This window comes from Collimonas pratensis (genome assembly GCF_001584185.1).
Lineage (GTDB): Bacteria > Pseudomonadota > Gammaproteobacteria > Burkholderiales > Burkholderiaceae_D > Collimonas > Collimonas pratensis.
Map to the genome: position 1 here is coordinate 2,263,553 of NZ_CP013234.1, position 16,753 is coordinate 2,280,305.

At 61.2% G+C, this 16,753-nt stretch carries 14 protein-coding genes; 10 read left to right on the plus strand and 4 right to left on the minus strand.

The features are described from left to right. Positions 1–7: 7 nt before the first annotated feature. The 3 genes from gnd to CPter91_RS10355 all read left to right on the plus strand — a co-directional run bounded on the left by gnd (position 8) and on the right by CPter91_RS10355 (position 4,068). Entirely contained in the window at positions 8–1,030 is a 1,023-nt protein-coding gene (gene gnd, locus CPter91_RS10345) for a phosphogluconate dehydrogenase (NAD(+)-dependent, decarboxylating) (RefSeq protein ID WP_061939908.1), read from the plus strand. A gap of 63 nt (positions 1,031–1,093) precedes the next feature. Beyond that, on the plus strand, positions 1,094–2,764 hold the full coding sequence (pgm, locus tag CPter91_RS10350) for a phosphoglucomutase (alpha-D-glucose-1,6-bisphosphate-dependent) (RefSeq protein ID WP_061939910.1): 1,671 nt from the start codon (positions 1,094–1,096) through the stop codon (positions 2,762–2,764). Next, entirely contained in the window at positions 2,761–4,068 is a 1,308-nt protein-coding gene (locus tag CPter91_RS10355; protein WP_061939912.1) for a glucoamylase family protein, read from the plus strand. The genes pgm and CPter91_RS10355 overlap by 4 nt, the downstream gene beginning before the upstream one ends. 7 nt (positions 4,069–4,075) lie before the next feature. Here the strand turns inward: CPter91_RS10355 and tkt are convergent, their stop codons facing one another. Continuing rightward, complete coding sequence (tkt, locus tag CPter91_RS10360) at positions 4,076–6,157, minus strand: transketolase (RefSeq protein ID WP_061939914.1); 2,082 nt, start codon at positions 6,155–6,157, stop codon at positions 4,076–4,078. Positions 6,158–6,505: 348 nt separating this feature from the next. Between tkt and CPter91_RS26465 the strand changes: the two genes are divergently transcribed. Together CPter91_RS26465 and CPter91_RS10365 are read left to right on the plus strand one after the other, a co-directional pair. Beyond that, on the plus strand, positions 6,506–6,742 hold the full coding sequence (locus CPter91_RS26465; protein WP_150119661.1) for a hypothetical protein: 237 nt from the start codon (positions 6,506–6,508) through the stop codon (positions 6,740–6,742). A 130-nt stretch (positions 6,743–6,872) separates the two neighbouring features. Then, positions 6,873–7,055: a CsbD family protein gene (locus tag CPter91_RS10365; RefSeq protein ID WP_061939916.1), complete on the plus strand. Its 183-nt coding sequence runs from the start codon at positions 6,873–6,875 to the stop codon at positions 7,053–7,055. 98 nt (positions 7,056–7,153) lie between these two features. Here CPter91_RS10365 and CPter91_RS10370 read toward each other — a convergent pair whose 3' ends face one another. Continuing rightward, complete coding sequence (locus tag CPter91_RS10370; RefSeq protein WP_061939918.1) at positions 7,154–7,771, minus strand: glutathione binding-like protein; 618 nt, start codon at positions 7,769–7,771, stop codon at positions 7,154–7,156. A 73-nt stretch (positions 7,772–7,844) separates the two neighbouring features. Between CPter91_RS10370 and CPter91_RS10375 the strand changes: the two genes are divergently transcribed. The 3 genes from CPter91_RS10375 to CPter91_RS27160 all read left to right on the plus strand — a co-directional run bounded on the left by CPter91_RS10375 (position 7,845) and on the right by CPter91_RS27160 (position 11,502). After that, on the plus strand, positions 7,845–8,477 hold the full coding sequence (locus CPter91_RS10375) for a TetR/AcrR family transcriptional regulator (protein WP_061939920.1): 633 nt from the start codon (positions 7,845–7,847) through the stop codon (positions 8,475–8,477). Positions 8,478–8,672: 195 nt separating this feature from the next. Beyond that, positions 8,673–9,710: a cupin-like domain-containing protein gene (locus tag CPter91_RS10380; protein WP_205631673.1), complete on the plus strand. Its 1,038-nt coding sequence runs from the start codon at positions 8,673–8,675 to the stop codon at positions 9,708–9,710. A 466-nt stretch (positions 9,711–10,176) separates the two neighbouring features. After that, on the plus strand, positions 10,177–11,502 hold the full coding sequence (locus tag CPter91_RS27160) for a carbohydrate-binding protein (protein WP_082792759.1): 1,326 nt from the start codon (positions 10,177–10,179) through the stop codon (positions 11,500–11,502). Here CPter91_RS27160 and CPter91_RS26895 read toward each other — a convergent pair. Next, entirely contained in the window at positions 11,480–11,629 is a 150-nt protein-coding gene (locus CPter91_RS26895) for a hypothetical protein (protein WP_167595153.1), read from the minus strand. The genes CPter91_RS27160 and CPter91_RS26895 overlap by 23 nt on opposite strands. A gap of 50 nt (positions 11,630–11,679) precedes the next feature. Between CPter91_RS26895 and CPter91_RS10390 the strand changes: the two genes are divergently transcribed. Together CPter91_RS10390 and CPter91_RS10395 are read left to right on the plus strand one after the other, a co-directional pair. Next, positions 11,680–13,290 (plus strand): gamma-glutamyltransferase family protein, encoded by a 1,611-nt coding sequence (locus tag CPter91_RS10390; protein ID WP_061946088.1) that lies wholly within the window; start codon positions 11,680–11,682, stop codon positions 13,288–13,290. A 76-nt stretch (positions 13,291–13,366) separates the two neighbouring features. Beyond that, the gene (locus CPter91_RS10395; protein ID WP_061939923.1) at positions 13,367–14,224 is read left to right on the plus strand and encodes a hypothetical protein; all 858 of its coding nucleotides are present in this window, start codon (positions 13,367–13,369) and stop codon (positions 14,222–14,224) included. Between the two features lie 624 nt (positions 14,225–14,848). On the opposite strand, the gene CPter91_RS10400 is transcribed toward CPter91_RS10395, so the two are convergent. Next, on the minus strand, positions 14,849–16,378 hold the full coding sequence (locus tag CPter91_RS10400; protein ID WP_061939925.1) for a chitin-binding protein: 1,530 nt from the start codon (positions 16,376–16,378) through the stop codon (positions 14,849–14,851). Between the last annotated feature and the right edge of the window lie 375 nt (positions 16,379–16,753).

Consider the following 16,753-nt stretch of genomic DNA (forward strand, 5'->3'; position numbering starts at 1 on the left):
GAGCAGGATGCAACTTGGCATGATTGGTTTAGGGCGCATGGGCGCCAATATGGTCAGGCGCCTGACCACGGGCGACCACCAGTGCGTGGTATATGATTTGCACCCGGACGCCGTCAAGGCAGCGGTGCATCCAGGCGCAGTCGGCGCCTCGTCGCTGCAGGACCTGGTCAGCCAGCTGAGCACGCCGCGCGTGCTGTGGCTGATGCTGCCGGCCGCGGTGGTGGATGAAAACCTGGCGCTGCTGCTGCCTCTGCTGGAAGCCGGCGACATCGTGATCGACGGCGGCAATTCCTACTACCACGACGACATCCGCCGCGGCGCCGAACTGAAAGCCAGGCAGCTGCACTATGTCGATGTCGGCACTAGCGGCGGCGTCGCCGGCTTTGACCGCGGCTATTGCCTGATGATCGGCGGCGAAAAAGAAGTGGTCAAGCATCTGGCGCCGATTTTCGCCACGCTGGCGCCTGGCGCCGCAGCGGCCGCGCCTACGCCCGGCCGCAACAAGAACGGCAGCAGCGCCGAGCAAGGCTATCTACACTGCGGCCCGCATGGCGCCGGCCATTTCGTCAAGATGGTTCACAACGGCATAGAGTACGGCATGATGGGCGCTTACGCCGAAGGCTTGAATATCCTGCGCCACGCCAATGTCGGCAAGCAGGGCAGCGTGGCCGATGCGGAAACCACGCCGCTGCGCCATCCGGAACATTACCAGTACGATCTCGACCTGCCCGAAATTACCGAGCTGTGGCGGCGCGGCAGCGTGATCGGTTCGTGGCTGCTGGATCTTACCGCCGGTGCACTGCTGAAAGATCCGACCCTGGAAAACTATGCCGGCCATGTCGCCGATTCGGGCGAGGGCAGGTGGACCATCAATGCCGCGGTCGATGAAGCGGTGCCGGTGCCTATCCTGAGCGCGGCCTTGTTCGCGCGCTTCAGTTCGCGCGGCGAGGACGATTTTTCCAACAAGGTGCTGTCGGCCATGCGGCAGGGTTTCGGCGGCCATGTGGAAAAGCCGGTCAAGCCAGACTGATTATTAGTGGCGTGTCCGTAGTCCGGGTTGCGCCACGCAACCCGACCTGTCAGGAGCCCTATCATGAAAATCAGCCCACTGGCCGGCAAGCCTGCCCCGTCGGCATTGCTGGTGGATGTGCCGAAGCTGGTCTCAGCCTATTACACCAACGTCCCCGATCCTGAGGTCGCCGAGCAGCGCGTCGCTTTTGGCACTTCGGGTCATCGCGGTTCATCCTTCGACTGCAGCTTCAACGAAGCGCATGTGCTGGCGATCAGCCAGGCGATCTGCGCCTACCGCAGTAAACAAGGCATCAGCGGGCCGCTGTTCATCGGCATCGATACCCATGCCCTGTCGATAGCGGCCTGCGCCAGCGCGGTCGAAGTGTTGGCGGCCAATGGTGTCGACATCATGCTGGCCGAAGGCGACGAGTACACGCCGACGCCGGCCGTGTCGCATGCGATCATCAAATATAACCGCGGCCGCCAGAGCGGCCTGGCGGACGGCATCGTCATCACGCCTTCGCACAATCCGCCGGAAGACGGCGGCGTCAAGTACAACCCGCCCAACGGCGGCGCCGCCGATACCGATATCACCGGCTGGATCGAGGCTGCTGCCAATGCCTTGCTGCGCGCCGGCCTCAAGGACGTCAAGCGGATGCCGCTGCAGAAAGCCTTACGGCTGGCCAGCACGCATCGCTACGATTATCTGAATACCTATGTGGATGAACTTGACCAAGTGATCGACATGGCGCTGATCCGCGACGCCGGCGTCCATCTTGGCGTCGATCCGCTCGGCGGCGCCGGCGTGCATTACTGGCAGCGCATCAGCGAGCGCTACCAGCTCAACCTGAGCGTTGTCAGCGAAGAGGTCGATCCGACCTTCCGTTTCATGACGGTCGACTGGGACGGCCGCATCCGCATGGATCCTTCATCGTCCTACGCCATGCAGCGCCTGCTGGGAATGAAGGATCGCTACGACATCGCCTTTGCCTGCGACACCGATCACGATCGCCACGGCATCGTCACCCGCAGCGCCGGCCTGCTGCCGGCCAATCACTATCTGGCGGTGATGATCGATTATCTGTTCCAGCACCGCAGCCAGTGGCCGCAGGCGGCCGGCATCGGCAAGACGGTGGTCAGCAGCCAGATCATTGACCGCATCGCTACGAGGCTCAAGCGCCGGCTGTATGAAGTGCCGGCCGGTTTCAAATGGTTTGCACCCGGCCTGAGCGACGGTTCACTCGGCTTCGGCGGCGAAGAGAGCGCCGGCGCGACTTTCCAGCGGCTGGATGGTTCGGTCTGGACTACCGACAAAGATGGCCTGGTACCGGCTTTGCTGGCGGCCGAGATCACAGCCCGCGGCGGGCGCGATCCTGGCGAGGTGTATCGCCGCTTGGCCAGCGAACTGGGCGATCCGCTCAGCACCCGGGTGGAAGCTAGCGCCACGCCAGCGCAAAAGAAGATGCTGGCGGCCTTGTCGCCGCAGCAGATCCAGAGCACCGAGCTGGCGGGTGAAAAAATCCAGGACATCATCAGCAAGGCGCCCGGCAACGATGCGGCCATCGGCGGCGTGCGGGTAACGACGGCGGGGGGCTGGTTTGCGGCGCGGCCATCCGGCACGGAAGATATCTACAAGATCTACGCCGAGAGTTTCCATGGCGCCGAACATTTGCAGCGCATCGTGCAGGAAGCGCAGGCGATTGTCGACGCCGCCCTGGCCGCTACGCCAACGCCCGCTGCTGCCGCAAAATGAGCCGCAAGATGCTCAGCGAGACGGCCGAGCTCGACATGCTGCAGCGTGAGTCGTTCAGCTATTTCATGCATGAAACCAATCCGCACAACGGTCTGGTGATCGACAAGACCGCGCCCGACTGGCCGGCCAGCATTGCCGCCGTAGGGCTAGCGCTGGCAGCCTATCCGGTGGCGATAGAGCGCGGCTTCATCTCGCGCGCGGCGGCGCTCAAGCGGGTGCTGCTCACTTTGCGGTTTTTCTGGGACAGCCCGCAGGGACCCGAACCTGATGCCACCGGCCACCATGGTTTTTACTATCATTTTCTCGACATGCAAAGCGGCCGCCGCGCCTGGCAGTGCGAGCTTTCCACCATCGACACGACGTTTTTCCTGGCCGGCGCACTGACCGCCGGCTGCTATTTCGATGGGCCTGGCGCTGACGAGGCAGAATGCCGCCGGCTGGCGGAGGCCTTGTACCAGCGCACCGACTGGGCTTGGGCGCAAGATGGCGGCGGTGCCGTATCCATGGGATGGAAGCCAGAGTCCGGTTTCCTGCCGAACCGCTGGAATGGCTACGACGAAGCGCTGCTGCTGTATGTGCTGGGCTTGGGTTCGCCCAGCTATCCGCTGGCGCCGGGCAGCTATGGCGACTGGGCCGCGGCCTATCAGTGGCAGCAGAGCTACGGCATCGAGTATGTCTATGCCGGTTCGCTGTTTACGCACCAGCTGTCGCATATCTGGGTGGATTTCCGCGGCATCCAGGACAAGGCCATGCGCGCCAAGGGTATCGACTATTTCGAGAACAGTCGCCGCGCGACCCTGGTGCAGCAGCAATATGCGATAGAAAATCCGCATGGCTTCGCTGGCTATAATGAACTGTGCTGGGGCATTACCGCCAGCGACGGGCCGGGGCCTGCCGTGCTCGATGTCGACGGCAAGCGGCGTGAGTTCTACGACTACGTGGCACGCGGCGTGCCGCTCGGGCCTGACGACGGCACCATCGCGCCGTGGGTGGTGGTGTCCTCGCTGCCGTTTGCGCCGGAAATCGTGCTGCCGACCATCGATTATTTTATCCACCAGGTCGGGCTGAAGGCGGGCAATCCGTATGGCTTCAAGTCCACCTTCAATCCGAGTTTTCCCTGCAACTGCGCCAATCCCTACGGTTGGGTCTCGCCCTGGCATTTCGGCATCGACCAGGGGCCGATCATTTTGATGATCGAGAACTATCGCAGCGACATGCTGTGGCGCCTGATGCGCAACTGTCCGTATATCGTCAAGGGCTTGCAGCGCGCCGGCTTTACCGGCGGCTGGCTGCCGCCGGGCTGATCCTGGTCTAACGGCTCAGCAGCGCCAGCGCGCGCTGACAGACATTGTCGACGGTGAAGCCGAATTCGCGCATCACCACATCGCCAGGCGCCGAGGCGCCGAAATGGTCCAGCGCCAGCACTGCGCCGCGCTCGCCGGCATAACGATGCCAGCCCTGCGACACGCCGGCTTCCACCGTCAGCCGGGCGCCGATTGCCGGTGGCAATACCAAGTCGCGGTAAGCCTGATCCTGTTCCTCGAACAATTCCCAGCTCGGCATCGAAACGATACGCACTGAAATATTGCGCGCCAACAGTTGCTGGCGGGCGGCCACGATCAGCGTCACTTCCGAGCCGCTGGCGATCAGGATCAGGTCGGGCTTGCCGCTGGGGGCATCGGCCAGGATATAGCCGCCGCGGCGCACGCCGTCGGCGGCGGCAAACAGGCTGCGATCCAGCGTCGGCAGGTTCTGTCGGCTCAGCACCAGCGCCAGCGGCCGGCCGGATGCCTGCACCGCGACGCGCCAGGCCACCGCGGTCTCGTTGGCATCGGCCGGACGCAGTACGACCAGATTGGGCAGGGCGCGCAAGCTGGCCAGCTGCTCGACCGGCTGGTGGGTGCCGCCATCCTCGCCGAGCGCGATGCTGTCATGGGTAAATACATAGATGACGTGCAGCCCCATCAGGGCTGCCAGCCGGATCGACGGCCGCATGTAGTCGGAGAATACCAGGAAGGTGGAAGCGTAAGGCAGGGCGCCGCCGTGTGCCGCCATGCCGTTGACGATGGCGCCCATGGCATGCTCGCGCACGCCGAAATGCAGATTGCGGCCGGCGCTGCTCCAGCCGCCGGCGTCGGAACCCTGGCGGTCGCCGCCGACGATGGCCGCGGGTTCGAAGTCGCCGTAGCCTTTGAGGGCGGTAAACGTCGAAGGATCGAGGTCGGCCGAACCGCCGATCAGTGCAGGCAGATGGGCGGCAATGGCATTCATCACCTTGCCGCCGGCGACCCGGGTCGAAATGCCCTTGGCGTCTGCCGGAAAGACCGGAATCTCGGCATCCCAGCCGGCAGGCAGGGCGCTGCCGCCTTGCTCCATGAGTTGCTGCAGTTCGCGCCCGAGCTCGGGAAACTGTGCCTGATAGGTTTTATATTTTTCCTGCCACGCGGCTTCCGCCTTGCTGCCCGACGCCATGCCTTCAAGGAAGTGCGTACGCGCCTCTTCCGGGATATAGAAGGAAGGCTGTTCAGGCCAGCCCAGTTTCTGCTTGGTCAGGCGCAGCTCTTCCACACCCAGCGGCGAACCGTGCGCTTCGAAGCTGTCTTGCTTGTTGGGCGAGCCGTAGCCGAGGTGGGTGCGCACCAGGATCAGGGAAGGGCGGCCGGTTTCGCTGCGGGCAGCCTCCAGTGCTGCGGCAATCGCTGCCAGGTCGTTGCCGTCTTGCACCAGCTGGGTATGCCAGCCATAGGCGTCGAAGCGTTGCTGCCGTTGTTCGGTAAACGTGATGTCGGTCGCTGCCGACAGGGTGACCTGGTTATCGTCATACAGATAGATCAGCTTGCCCAGCTGCAGGTGGCCCGCCAGCGAAGCCGCTTCCGAGGCAATCCCTTCCATCAGGTCGCCGTCGCTGACCAAGCCATAGGTGTAATGGTTGACGACATCCAGGCCAGGGCGGTTGTAGCGCGCCGCCAGGTTGGCCTCCGCCATGGCCATGCCGACGCCGTTGGCGAAGCCTTGGCCGAGCGGCCCGGTAGTCACTTCGACGCCGGGCGTCAGGCCGCGCTCTGGATGGCCGGGCGTGCTGCTGCCCCATTGCCGAAACTGTTGCAGCTGCGTCAGCGGCAAGTCGTAGCCGCACAAGTGCAGCAGGCTATACAGCAGCGCCGAACCATGGCCGGCCGAGAGGATGAAGCGGTCGCGATCGAACCAGTGCGGATTGGCGGGATGGTGTTTCAGAAAGCCTGTCCACAGCACATAGGCCATCGGCGCGGCGCCCAGCGGCAGGCCGGGATGGCCGCTGTTGGCCTGTTGCACCGCATCTACCGAAAGAAAGCGCAAGGTGTTGACACATAGATTGTCGCGTGTCGCAACTGGCATCGAGGGGGACGGATTCATATGGCGGCTCCTTGAAGTCGCTGAGCCATCTTGTTTGCAAGCGGCCAGCGTGGCGGGTGATCGAAGCAAGATGAAGCAAGATAACACCCTTTACGGGCTTTGCCTTGCATGGTGTATTTGGCTGAGAGCGATAGCGCCGGATGCGGCAGAGTGGTGCTGGTATGTTTCCCGACCGCCAGCCCCGGTAGTCCGATAGGTACACCTGCGTTTTACGATCACGCTGCGCGTAAAACGATGCCGTCTTCAAAGCACGCGGCGTACTTATCGCCAAGCTTGAACTTCCCAGGTTCGGAACCCGGCAGGGAAGATGTGCTTACTCTATCCGCTTAGTGCGGCTTGTTCTGTTCGTTGAATCACATAGAGCCGCGCATCTGCCCCTGCTTCCTGCTCTCCTACAAGCGGATTGGCGTTGCGCTGATATCGGAGGATGGCGGCGTTTATTACTATTCTTCCATGGCAAGAGAGAATGCATCCGCATTTTCGCGCCGCTTGATAAGGAGAGCTTTCATGGGCAAGTACTTATTGGCGTGGCTTCTTGGTGTGCCTGCAGTGGTGCTGGTCGTGGTCTACCTGCTGGCGCACTGAGGCGATGGGCAAGGCGGCGCTTGCCGTTCACACGTCGTCATCTGCATGATGGTTTTTTGTCGTAATCCCTGCCCGGCATGTTCATTTTGACATCCGGCAGGCAAGCATTTCAACCAATTGGAGAATCAGCATGAACAAAGATCAAGTCAAAGGCGTAAGCAAGGATATCGCTGGCAAAATCCAGGAAGAAGCTGGCAAGCTGGTCGGCAACAAGGAACAGCAGGCCAAGGGCTTGCAAAAACAGGTCGAAGGCAAGATTGAGAAAACCCTTGGCGACGCCAAGGAAGTGGCCAAGGATATCGCCGGCAAGTAACAGTAACGCTTCAAAGCCTGCCGCCGCTTGGTTGTGGCAGTAGGCCGTTCCTCAAGAAAGCTGCAGCCGGTGCGCCGGCCGCGGCTTTTTTTTCATTCTCAGGATTTTGCCTTATACAGCGCGACTTCTTCCGCCAGCGCTTGCGCCACGCTCGGCCGCTGCAGCTGCCGGCCATAGTAGTCCTTGACCCGCAGCCACTGCGCCAGGTCGATGCCGCCGTGCGCAGCCCAGTTGAGCACGGTGGCCAGATAGGCATCGGCCACGCTGAAGCGGTCAAGCAGGAATTCGTGGCTGGCGAAGTGCTCTTGCAGATGGCCCAGGCGCAGATCAGCCTTGTCGCGAGCATAGGCCTTGACTGGCTCCGCGGCGTGCGGGTCGAGCAGCGGCACGAACACCGCCTTGTGCAATTCGGTGCTGATGAAACCCAGCCATTGCTGCATCTTGGCGCGCTGCAGCCGGTCCGTCGGTGCCAGCTGCGCTTGCGGGAACAGGTCAGCCACATAGGGCAGGATGGCGGTGTTTTCGGTAAGCAGATAGCCATCGTCCGTATGCAATACCGGCACCTGTCCCAGCGCGCTGACAGGGTAGAAATCGGCACCATCCTGCAGTTTTTTCGACTTGGTGTCGACCTGGATATAGTCCGCCCGGGCGCCTGCTTCATACAGGGCGATGCGCGTGGCAAGCGAACAGGCCAGCTGGGAAAAATACAGTTTCATCTGGAATCTCCATAGGTGTTTTGTTTTTGTACTATAATGTACAAAAATACCTTGGTCAATATTTTTATACTGTATGGAACAAAAAGAAAACAAGCGTGCCCGCGGCCGGCCGCGCGCCTACGATCCGGAGCAGGCGCTGGACAATGCGCGCGATGTGTTCTGGCAACTGGGCTATGGCGGCAGCTCGCTGGACGATCTCAGCAGTGCCACCGGCATGAACCGGCCCAGCCTGTATGCGGCGTTCGGCGACAAGCATGCGCTTTACCTGCAGACACTGGAACGTTATGTCGAACGCAGCCGGCAGGCGATGATTGGCGTCATGAGCGGCGATTTGCCGCTGGCGCAGGCCCTGTTGCGTGTTTACCAGCTGGCGCTTGGCATGTATCTGCCGCCCGGCAGTGCGGCGCGCGGCTGCCTGCTGATCGGCACTGCTGCCACCCAGGCGGTGGTGGATGTCGAGGTACGTCAGCGCCTGGGCGACGGCTTGCGCTGTTTCGACCAGGTTCTGGAGGCGCGTTTCCAGCGCGCAGTGGAGCAGGGCGAGCTGATTGCCGTCTTGGACCCGGCCATGCTGGCGAAAATGGCGTCGGCCATCCTGCACACGCTGGCGCTGCGTTCGCGCGCGGGCGACAGCCGCGCCTCGCTGGAGGCGACCGCCGCCGCCGGCGTCCAGCTGATCTGCGGCCAGGCGGCCATCGCACGCTAGCGGCAGGGCCGGCCGCAGGCGGTATCAATACCACTCGGGGCCGGTGCCAGCACAGCCGGGGCGCAGTGCGCCGCAATTCAAAACCACTTGCAATTTGATCCGTATTATCCCAATGTTGCTCTCTGCTGCCTGGCGGCAATATTGGAAAACGCACGCATAAAGCCGGCATCAGCGTGCGGCATAGGGAGACGAGTCATGGCGCAAGTGAAGCGTAGTGCAAGCATCATCAATGACGACTGGCGCCGCTGGATAGGCGAAAACCTGGCGCTCGACGCCAGTCCGCAAGATGTGTTCAACGTCCTGGTCGGCCAAGGCGTCGGAGCGGACGAGGCGACGCGCGAAGTACAGGCGGCGCTCGCCAATCCCTATCTGCTGGGTGCGCGCCAGGCCGGCCAGCGTCTCAAGAACCGCTTGAAAAAACATGACTGGGTGCTCGACATCTACCGCACCCTGAACCGCCAGACTATCGGCAGCGAGCTGATTGAACGGCGCCACCGCCTGTCGCGCGAGGAGTTCTATAGCCAGTATTATCTGATGAACAAGCCGGTGATCATCAGCGGCATGCTGGACGACTGGCCGGCGCTGGCGAAATGGAATTTCGATTTCCTGCGCACGCATTTCGGCGAACGCGAGGTCGAGGTACAGATGGGGCGTGCGCAAGACGCCAACTACGAAATCAATTCCAACCAGCACAAGCGCAAGATGCCGCTGGCAAGTTACCTGGACCTGATCCAGGGTGCGCAGGAGAGCAACGATTTCTACATGACGGCGAATAATTCCTCAGCCAACCGCCAGGCCCTGACGGAGCTGTGGCAAGACATCGGCCGGCTGCCGGAATACCTCAACCCGGAATCAAAGGACGACGGCTTCCTCTGGCTGGGACCGAAAGGCACGCGTACGCCTTTCCACCATGACCTGACCAACAACTTCATGGCGCAGGTGGTCGGCCGCAAGCGCGTCAAGCTGATTCCCGCCTGCGAACTGGCGTATGTCTATAACCACCATCACTGCTATACGGCGGTGGATGGCGCCGCCATCGATTACGAGCGTTTCCCGCTGATGCGTAATGTGCAGGTGCTGGAATGCGAGCTGGCGGCGGGCGAGCTGCTGTTTCTGCCGGTCGGCTGCTGGCATTACGTGGAAGGACTGGAAGCGAGCATCACGGTCTCGTTGATCAACTTCCAGCCGGAAAACAATTTCGGCGCTTTCTATTCGACCTACGATGAGCTCTAGGGCCTGCCCCTAGTGTCGTGTCATTGCATCGCTTTTGCGGGAAAAAAGGCAAACATGGCGTTTGCATATCTAAGACCACATGCATACGTCTGAAAAAGTGGTATCGCACCTGCTGTCACACTTTTTTGCGCCGCTTTGCCGGCGTTGCCGCAAAGTCCCTTTTTCATATGAGAAAAGCGAGGATCTTTAGAAGATTTGTATTGCTGTATGGAATCGAAATACAGATGGAATTTTCTTTTCGATTTTGAAAAACGATAGAATTTTCCGATTGAAATTTCCGGGTTGTTTGCAAGTGGTATGGTATATACGGTAATACTTTTAAACCACTTGACGCTGATTTTTCAGGCCGCCATTCTCAGCCCAGCTGCCAGCTAAACATATAACGGCCCAGCTTAGGGAGTGCGCAGGCGCCGGTCGCAACGACCTGCTTCTCGCACATTGTCATTTGATAGAGGAGAAGTGGCGCATGAAAACAACTGTATGCAATACCTTGTTGCTGGGACTGATAGGCGGCCTGCTGGCGGGCTGTAGCGATGGCGGTTCGTCTGGAGCAGCGACGGCGACCAGCCTGAAGCAGGTTTCAGCCACCGTGAAATCCAGCGTGCCGATCTGCGCCCCAGCCTGGAGTGCATCGGCGGTCTATACCGGCGGCAACCAGGCCAGCTACAGCAGCGTGAACTACACGGCCAACTGGTGGACTCAGGGGAATAATCCTTCCACCAACAACGGCGGCAGCGGCAGCGGCCAGCCATGGACGTCCAACGGCGCCTGCAGCACCACGCCAACTCCTACGCCGACCCCGACGCCCACACCGACTCCAACGCCGACACCTACCCCAACACCGACGCCCACACCGACGCCCACACCGACTCCGACCCCAACGCCGACAACCGGTTTTGTGTTCAGCGCCTACAAGGACGTCACTGCCGACGCCAACTGGAACACCGGCGCCATGCAAAGCACGATCACCGGCACTTCGCAGCCAGTCACCACCGCCATGCCTGCACATAACAATGTGCTGACCTGGGCCTTCGCTACCGGCGGCTGCGGTTCCGAGACCTGGGCCGGCATCACGCCGGCAATGATCGCCACCAATGTGCAGGCCTTTGTTGCCGCCGGCAAGAAATACATCGTCTCGACCGGCGGCGCGGCGGGGTCATTTACCTGTACCTCGGATGCCGGTTTCGATACGTTTATCAATACGTACAGCTCCGCCAACCTGGTCGGCATCGATTTCGATATCGAAGACGGCCAGAGCCAGTCCGACATCAACAACCTGGTGGCGCGGGTGGCGGCGGCCCAGGTCAAGTATCCGAACCTGCGCTTCAGCTTCACCATCGCCACGCTGGCGACCAGCCAGAGCGGTTCTTCGGTAGCGGTGGACATGGGTTCGGCTTCGCCCAATCCGCTCGGTTCGATGGGGATAGCGGTGATGCAGGCGATCCAGTCGGCCGGCCTGAAGAACTACTATGTCAACCTGATGGCGATGGACTACGGTTCGGCCACTGCGGTCAACTGCGTGCTCAGCGGCGGCGTCTGTCAGATGGGGCAGTCGGCGATCCAGGCAGCGATGGATTTCCGCGGTTTCTACAAGGTGCCGTATAGCCAGATCGAGCTGACGCCGATGATTGGCGCCAACGACACCGCCGGTGAAACCTTCACCCTGGCCGATACCGACACCTTGTCGGCCTGGGCCAAAGCCAACGGCCTGGCCGGCCTGCACCACTGGTCGTTCGACCGCGATACCGGCGTGACTTACACCAACCGTTTCATCTCGGATCTCGGTCTCTGATCCGCTGCTGATTGTCCTTCTGTAAAGCCGGCTCTTGCGAGCCGGCTTTTTTATTGCGGACGTCGTCCTGGCGCATCTGCCGCTTGCCGATTTTCTGGTAGACATCGATTTGTACTTGCGACATCATGGTTGCAGCCAGACGGGCGATCTGACCCGTTGGCCGCCGAGAAAGAAGCTATGCTCAATTTCGATTCCAATCACTATCCTTATACTTCCCGCCGCAGCGCGGTCTACGCCCGGCGCGGCATGGTCGCGACCTCGCAGCCGCTGGCGGCGCAAGCCGGGCTGGAAGTGCTGCAAGCCGGCGGCAACGCCATCGATGCGGCGATCGCCGCCGCCGCCGCGCTGACCGTGGTCGAGCCGACTGCCAACGGCATCGGCGGCGATGCCTTTGCGCTGATCTGGCATCAAGGAAAACTGCATGGCTTGAACGCCAGCGGCGCCGCGCCACTGGCGATCTCCATCGCCAAGCTCAATGCTGCCGGCCATCAAAGCATGCCGAAATACGGAGCGCTGCCGGTTACCGTGCCCGGCGCGCCTGGGGCATGGGCCAGCATGGCGGAACGCTTCGGCAGCCTGCCTTTGGCACGCTGCATGGCGGGAGCGATCGCGCTGGCGCAGGAAGGTTATCCGCTGTCGCCGGTGGTGGCCTTTGCCTGGCAACTAGCGCACAAGCTGTTCCAAGGCGAGTTCAGGGGCGCGCATTTCCAACCCTGGTTTGACACGTTCAGCATCGACGGCCGGGCGCCGCGCGCCGGCGAGATCTGGCGCTCGCAAGGCCATGCCGATACGCTGCGTGCCATCGCGGCGGATGGCGCCGCCAGCTTCTATCGCGGCGCCCTGGCGGAAAAGACTGCAGCCTTCGTGCGCGCTGCGGGCGGCTACCTCGATGTCGCCGACCTGGCTGCTTACCAGCCAGAGTGGGTTGATCCCATCAGCTGCAACTACCGCGGCTACGATGTCTGGGAAATCCCGCCTAACGGCCACGGCCTGGTGGCCTTGCTGGCCTTGAATATCCTGAAAGGTTTCGAGTTCGACCAGCGCGACAGCCTGCAGACTTATCATCGCCAGATCGAAGCGATCAAGCTGGCTTATGCCGATGGCCTGGCGCATATCGCCGACAGCGACCACATGCGGGTCTCGGTGCGGGACCTGCTGTCGGACGCCTATGCCGACGAGCGCCGCAAGCTGGTCGGCGCGCGGGCTGCCTTGCCGCTGGCCGGACAGCCGTCGCGCGGCGGCACGGTGTACCTCAGCACCGCCGACGACCAGGGCAATATGGTCTCCTTCATCCAGAGCAATTACATGGGCTTCGGCTCCGGCCTGGTGGTGCCGGGAACCGGCATCGCGTTGCATAACCGCGGCAACAATTTCACGCTGGATGCGGCCCATCCCAACTGCCTGGCGCCGGGCAAGCGGCCGTATCACACCATCATTCCGGGATTCCTGACCAAGGATGGCGAGGCAGTCGGCCCGTTTGGCGTGATGGGCGCCTTCATGCAGCCGCAAGGGCATGTGCAGATGGTGATGAACACGGTTGACTTCGGCCTCAACCCGCAAGCGTCGCTGGATGCGCCGCGCTGGGAATGGGAGAGCGGCAATCAGGTCAACATCGAGCACGGCACCGCCGAGCACCTGCTGCGCGGCTTGCGCGGCCTCGGGCACGAAGCGGCGTGGTCGGCCAACCAGCTCGGTTTCGGCCGCGGCCAGATCATCTGGCGCGATAGCCGCGGTGTGCTGTGCGGCGGCACCGAGCCGCGCACCGACGGCTGCGTGGCGGCCTGGTAGATCTTGCGGCGCGCGTGTTGGTACAATCCTGGGCGTGCGGGCTTGCGCGATACATTAATCATGAAGGACAGTGAACATGCCAGAACCAGTCGACCTTACCCGTATCTGCCCGGTGATCATGACGCCTAGCCATGACGGCAAGTTTTTCCGCAATTATGTGATGTCCTTGCTGAATTTTACGGTCGAGGCCGAGCGCTGCGGCATGCCGATGCAAGTGGTCATGCACCAGGGAGAAAGCCTGGTGACACGGGCGCGCAACAACTGCGTCGCCGACTTTCTCGCCAATCCGCAATGGACCCATCTATTCTGGATCGACGCCGACATCGGCTTTTCTGCGGAAGCGGCGTTCCGCTTGCTGCGTTCCGGCTACGACATCGCCGCCGGCGTTTATCCGCTCAAGCATGAGACCTGGCCGCAGGAAGGCCTGCCGCAAGGCACCACCCAGCAGCAGTTCGAAGCGACCTATGCGCGCTACACTGTCAACGCCAAAGTAGCCGACGGCAGCAACCAGGTCAACCTGGCAATCCAGGCCGACGGTTTCATGCGCATGGAAGAGGCGCCCACTGGTTTCATGGTGATCAAGCGCAGCGTGTTCGAGCGCCTGATCGCCAGCTATCCCGAGCTCAACTATGTACCTGACAGCATCGGCGTTCCCGACCGCGGCCTGCATTACCGTTTCTTCGATGTCATGGTCGACCCGGAGACGCGCCGCTATCTGTCGGAAGACTATGGTTTCTGCCGGCTATGGTCAGGGCTGGGCGAATCTATCTATATCGATGCCAATTCCAACCTGAGCCACCAGGGCTCCAAGCTGTACACGGGCGACTTCGCCAACTCCCTGCGCACGTCCTTGCCCTACGCGATAGGCGCGCCGCAAGGCACGCAGATGCAGCTCACCGGGCTCGAGCATCTGCGCTCCAATCCCTTGTTCTGAGCAAAATCGTCACCTGATTTTCGTCGCGCTTCAGCTACGCAGCTAACTGGGGTCAGAGTGAACTTTCTGCGCGTCTTTTACAGAAACTTCACTCTGACCCCACTTAGCGGGCTACGGAGTGCACACATCGTTGTTGGAAAATAAAACCAAATAGTGCGCCGAGCCTTTCTCCGAATCCGCCATGTGGGGTCAGAGTCGAGTTTCGCGAAAAAGCACCGCGAAAGTCGACTCTGACCCCAGATGACTCCGCCCATTTTCTGCGACTATGTCGTGAATTACGAAACTCATCAATGAATGAAGAAAAAGGCCGACGATCATCAGCCTTTTTGCCCTGAAAATTTCATAAAGCACGAAAAAATCGTCACCTGGTTTTCGTCGCGCTTCAGACACGCAGCTAACTGGGGTCAGAGTGAACTTTCTGCGCGTCTTTTGCAGAAACTTCACTCTGACCCCACTTAGCGGGCTACGGAGTGCACACATCGTTGTTGGAAAATAAAACCAAATAGTGCGCCGAGCCTTTCTCCGAATCCGTCATTTGGGGTCAGAGTAATTTACGACGATACAGTCGTCGTAAAAAAACTCTGACCCCAAATGACTCTGCCCGGTGACTGCGTTTCCCAACGACTACAGCTGTGAATTGGTAGTAGCGCTGAACTTAGTGTTCAGGTTGCTTTCCAGGTTGCCGATCGCACTCTCCAGGATGCTAAAGATCTGCGCCCGATTGGCAGCGTTGCTCAAGTCCAGCGTTGCGGTGGCGCTGACGCCGGTGCTGGCCAGCGCGCTGTTGAAGGCGGTTTGCGCCTGCGCCGCCGAAATGTAGGCCGAGCTGCCGCTGCCGTTCACATACGCCAGTGTCTGGAACACATTGGAGAAGACGGTCCCCAATGCCGGGATGTTGAAGGCGACATGGTTGGCCGGCGTCGTGAAGGTGGTGGCGCTGGTGGTCGGGATCGGATTGCCGTACAACTGGTCGAGGTAGTAGCGCACCTGATACGGATACTGCTGGTAGGTGTCGGTCGCGCCCCATACCGAACTGTAGGCGTTGACGCTGGCCACGGTGGCCGCCGTCGCGGTCGCGCCCAGTTTGCTGTAGCTGGTCATCAGGGTGCCGTAGTAACCCTGGTTGTAGGCCACGTTCAGCAAGACATCGAGGAAGTTGTTCGGCAGCGTGGTGAAGTTGGCCAGCGCATTGTCGTAGTAAGGCTGCCACGGCGTCACCCAGCCGCCGGTGCCCTTGCCGGTGAGGATCAGGGCGACGAAATCGTTGTAGTGGAAATACGCGGTCAGCATCGGGCCGTAGTATTTGTTGTTGAACGAAGGCGGTGTCACCTTGGTGTATTGCTGGGCCGCGGTGGCCATGGTGTAGCCGATGTTCTTCTGGATGGCGACGTAGTTGATCAACGAATGGCCGGCCGGTGCGTAGGAGCCGGAAACCATGTCGGCGGCGTAGTTGTTGATCTGGTAGGGGCCGCCTTGGCCGGCGCCCATCACCGCTTGCTGGTCCGGCGACGGATCGATCAGGTTGCCGCTGCTGGCATACAGGCTGGTCTCGATATTTTCCTGCAGCAGCTGGCCGAGGATCGAACCGTACAGATAGTCCTTCTGGAATTGCATGCCGGGATAATACTGCTGCACCAGGTGGCCATACATGACGCCGGCGATGATGTTCGACATGATCAGGTCATTGTAGTTGCCGCCGTCCAGCACCAGCTGGTCCTGGGCGCTGCCGGCGCCCAGCAGCAGGTGGTAGTTGATGGTGCCGGTGGTGGCCCCCGGCGTGCCAGGCGGCGGGTTCACCGGCGGTGGCGTGACCGGCGGCGGGGTCGGCGTGCCGCTGCCGCACACGCCGCTCGAAGTCCATGGCTTGCCGCTGCCGCTGGCGCCGCTGTCGGTGACCGGATCGTTGCCCTGGGTCCACCAGTTGGCGGTGTAGTTGGTGCTGTTGGCGCTGGCGCTGTTGCCGCCGACGTAGATGGTGCTGGCGTTCCAGGCAGGAGCGCAGGCCACCGCGCTGGCCTTGGCGGTGGCGGCAATCTGTTTCTGGCTGGCGCTGTCGGCATCGCTCGAGCCGCCGTCGCCGCAGCCTGCCAGCATGCCGCCGATGGCGGTGCACAGCAGGCTGCTGATGATTCTTGCGTTCATTTCTGTTCTCATGCGTGTCTCCTGGGTTGGATGAGGAAGTGCGTGAAACCAGATAGTTTCCGCAAGACAACTTGTCCGGGTCGAGGATGGGGGCAGCAAAAATGAGCGTCAAGTGGTTTGCGCTGTTTTGTAGGGCGGCCATACCAGTGGCAAACCGGTATTGACTTTCATTCGCAGGGGAAGCGGATTGAAGTCACGAATGACCAGCAGGTTGTCGTGAAATAATTTCCCTTAGGCAATGATGGATTATTTTTTTGAAATGCCATATTGATCATTTCGCGACAGAATTACATGCCCAGCGAGGATGCGCGCGGGTATCGCCTAGCGTACAGGTGTAATACCACTTTTCCTGTTTCTGGCATGTGGTCTTAGTCCACTCATGAGGGA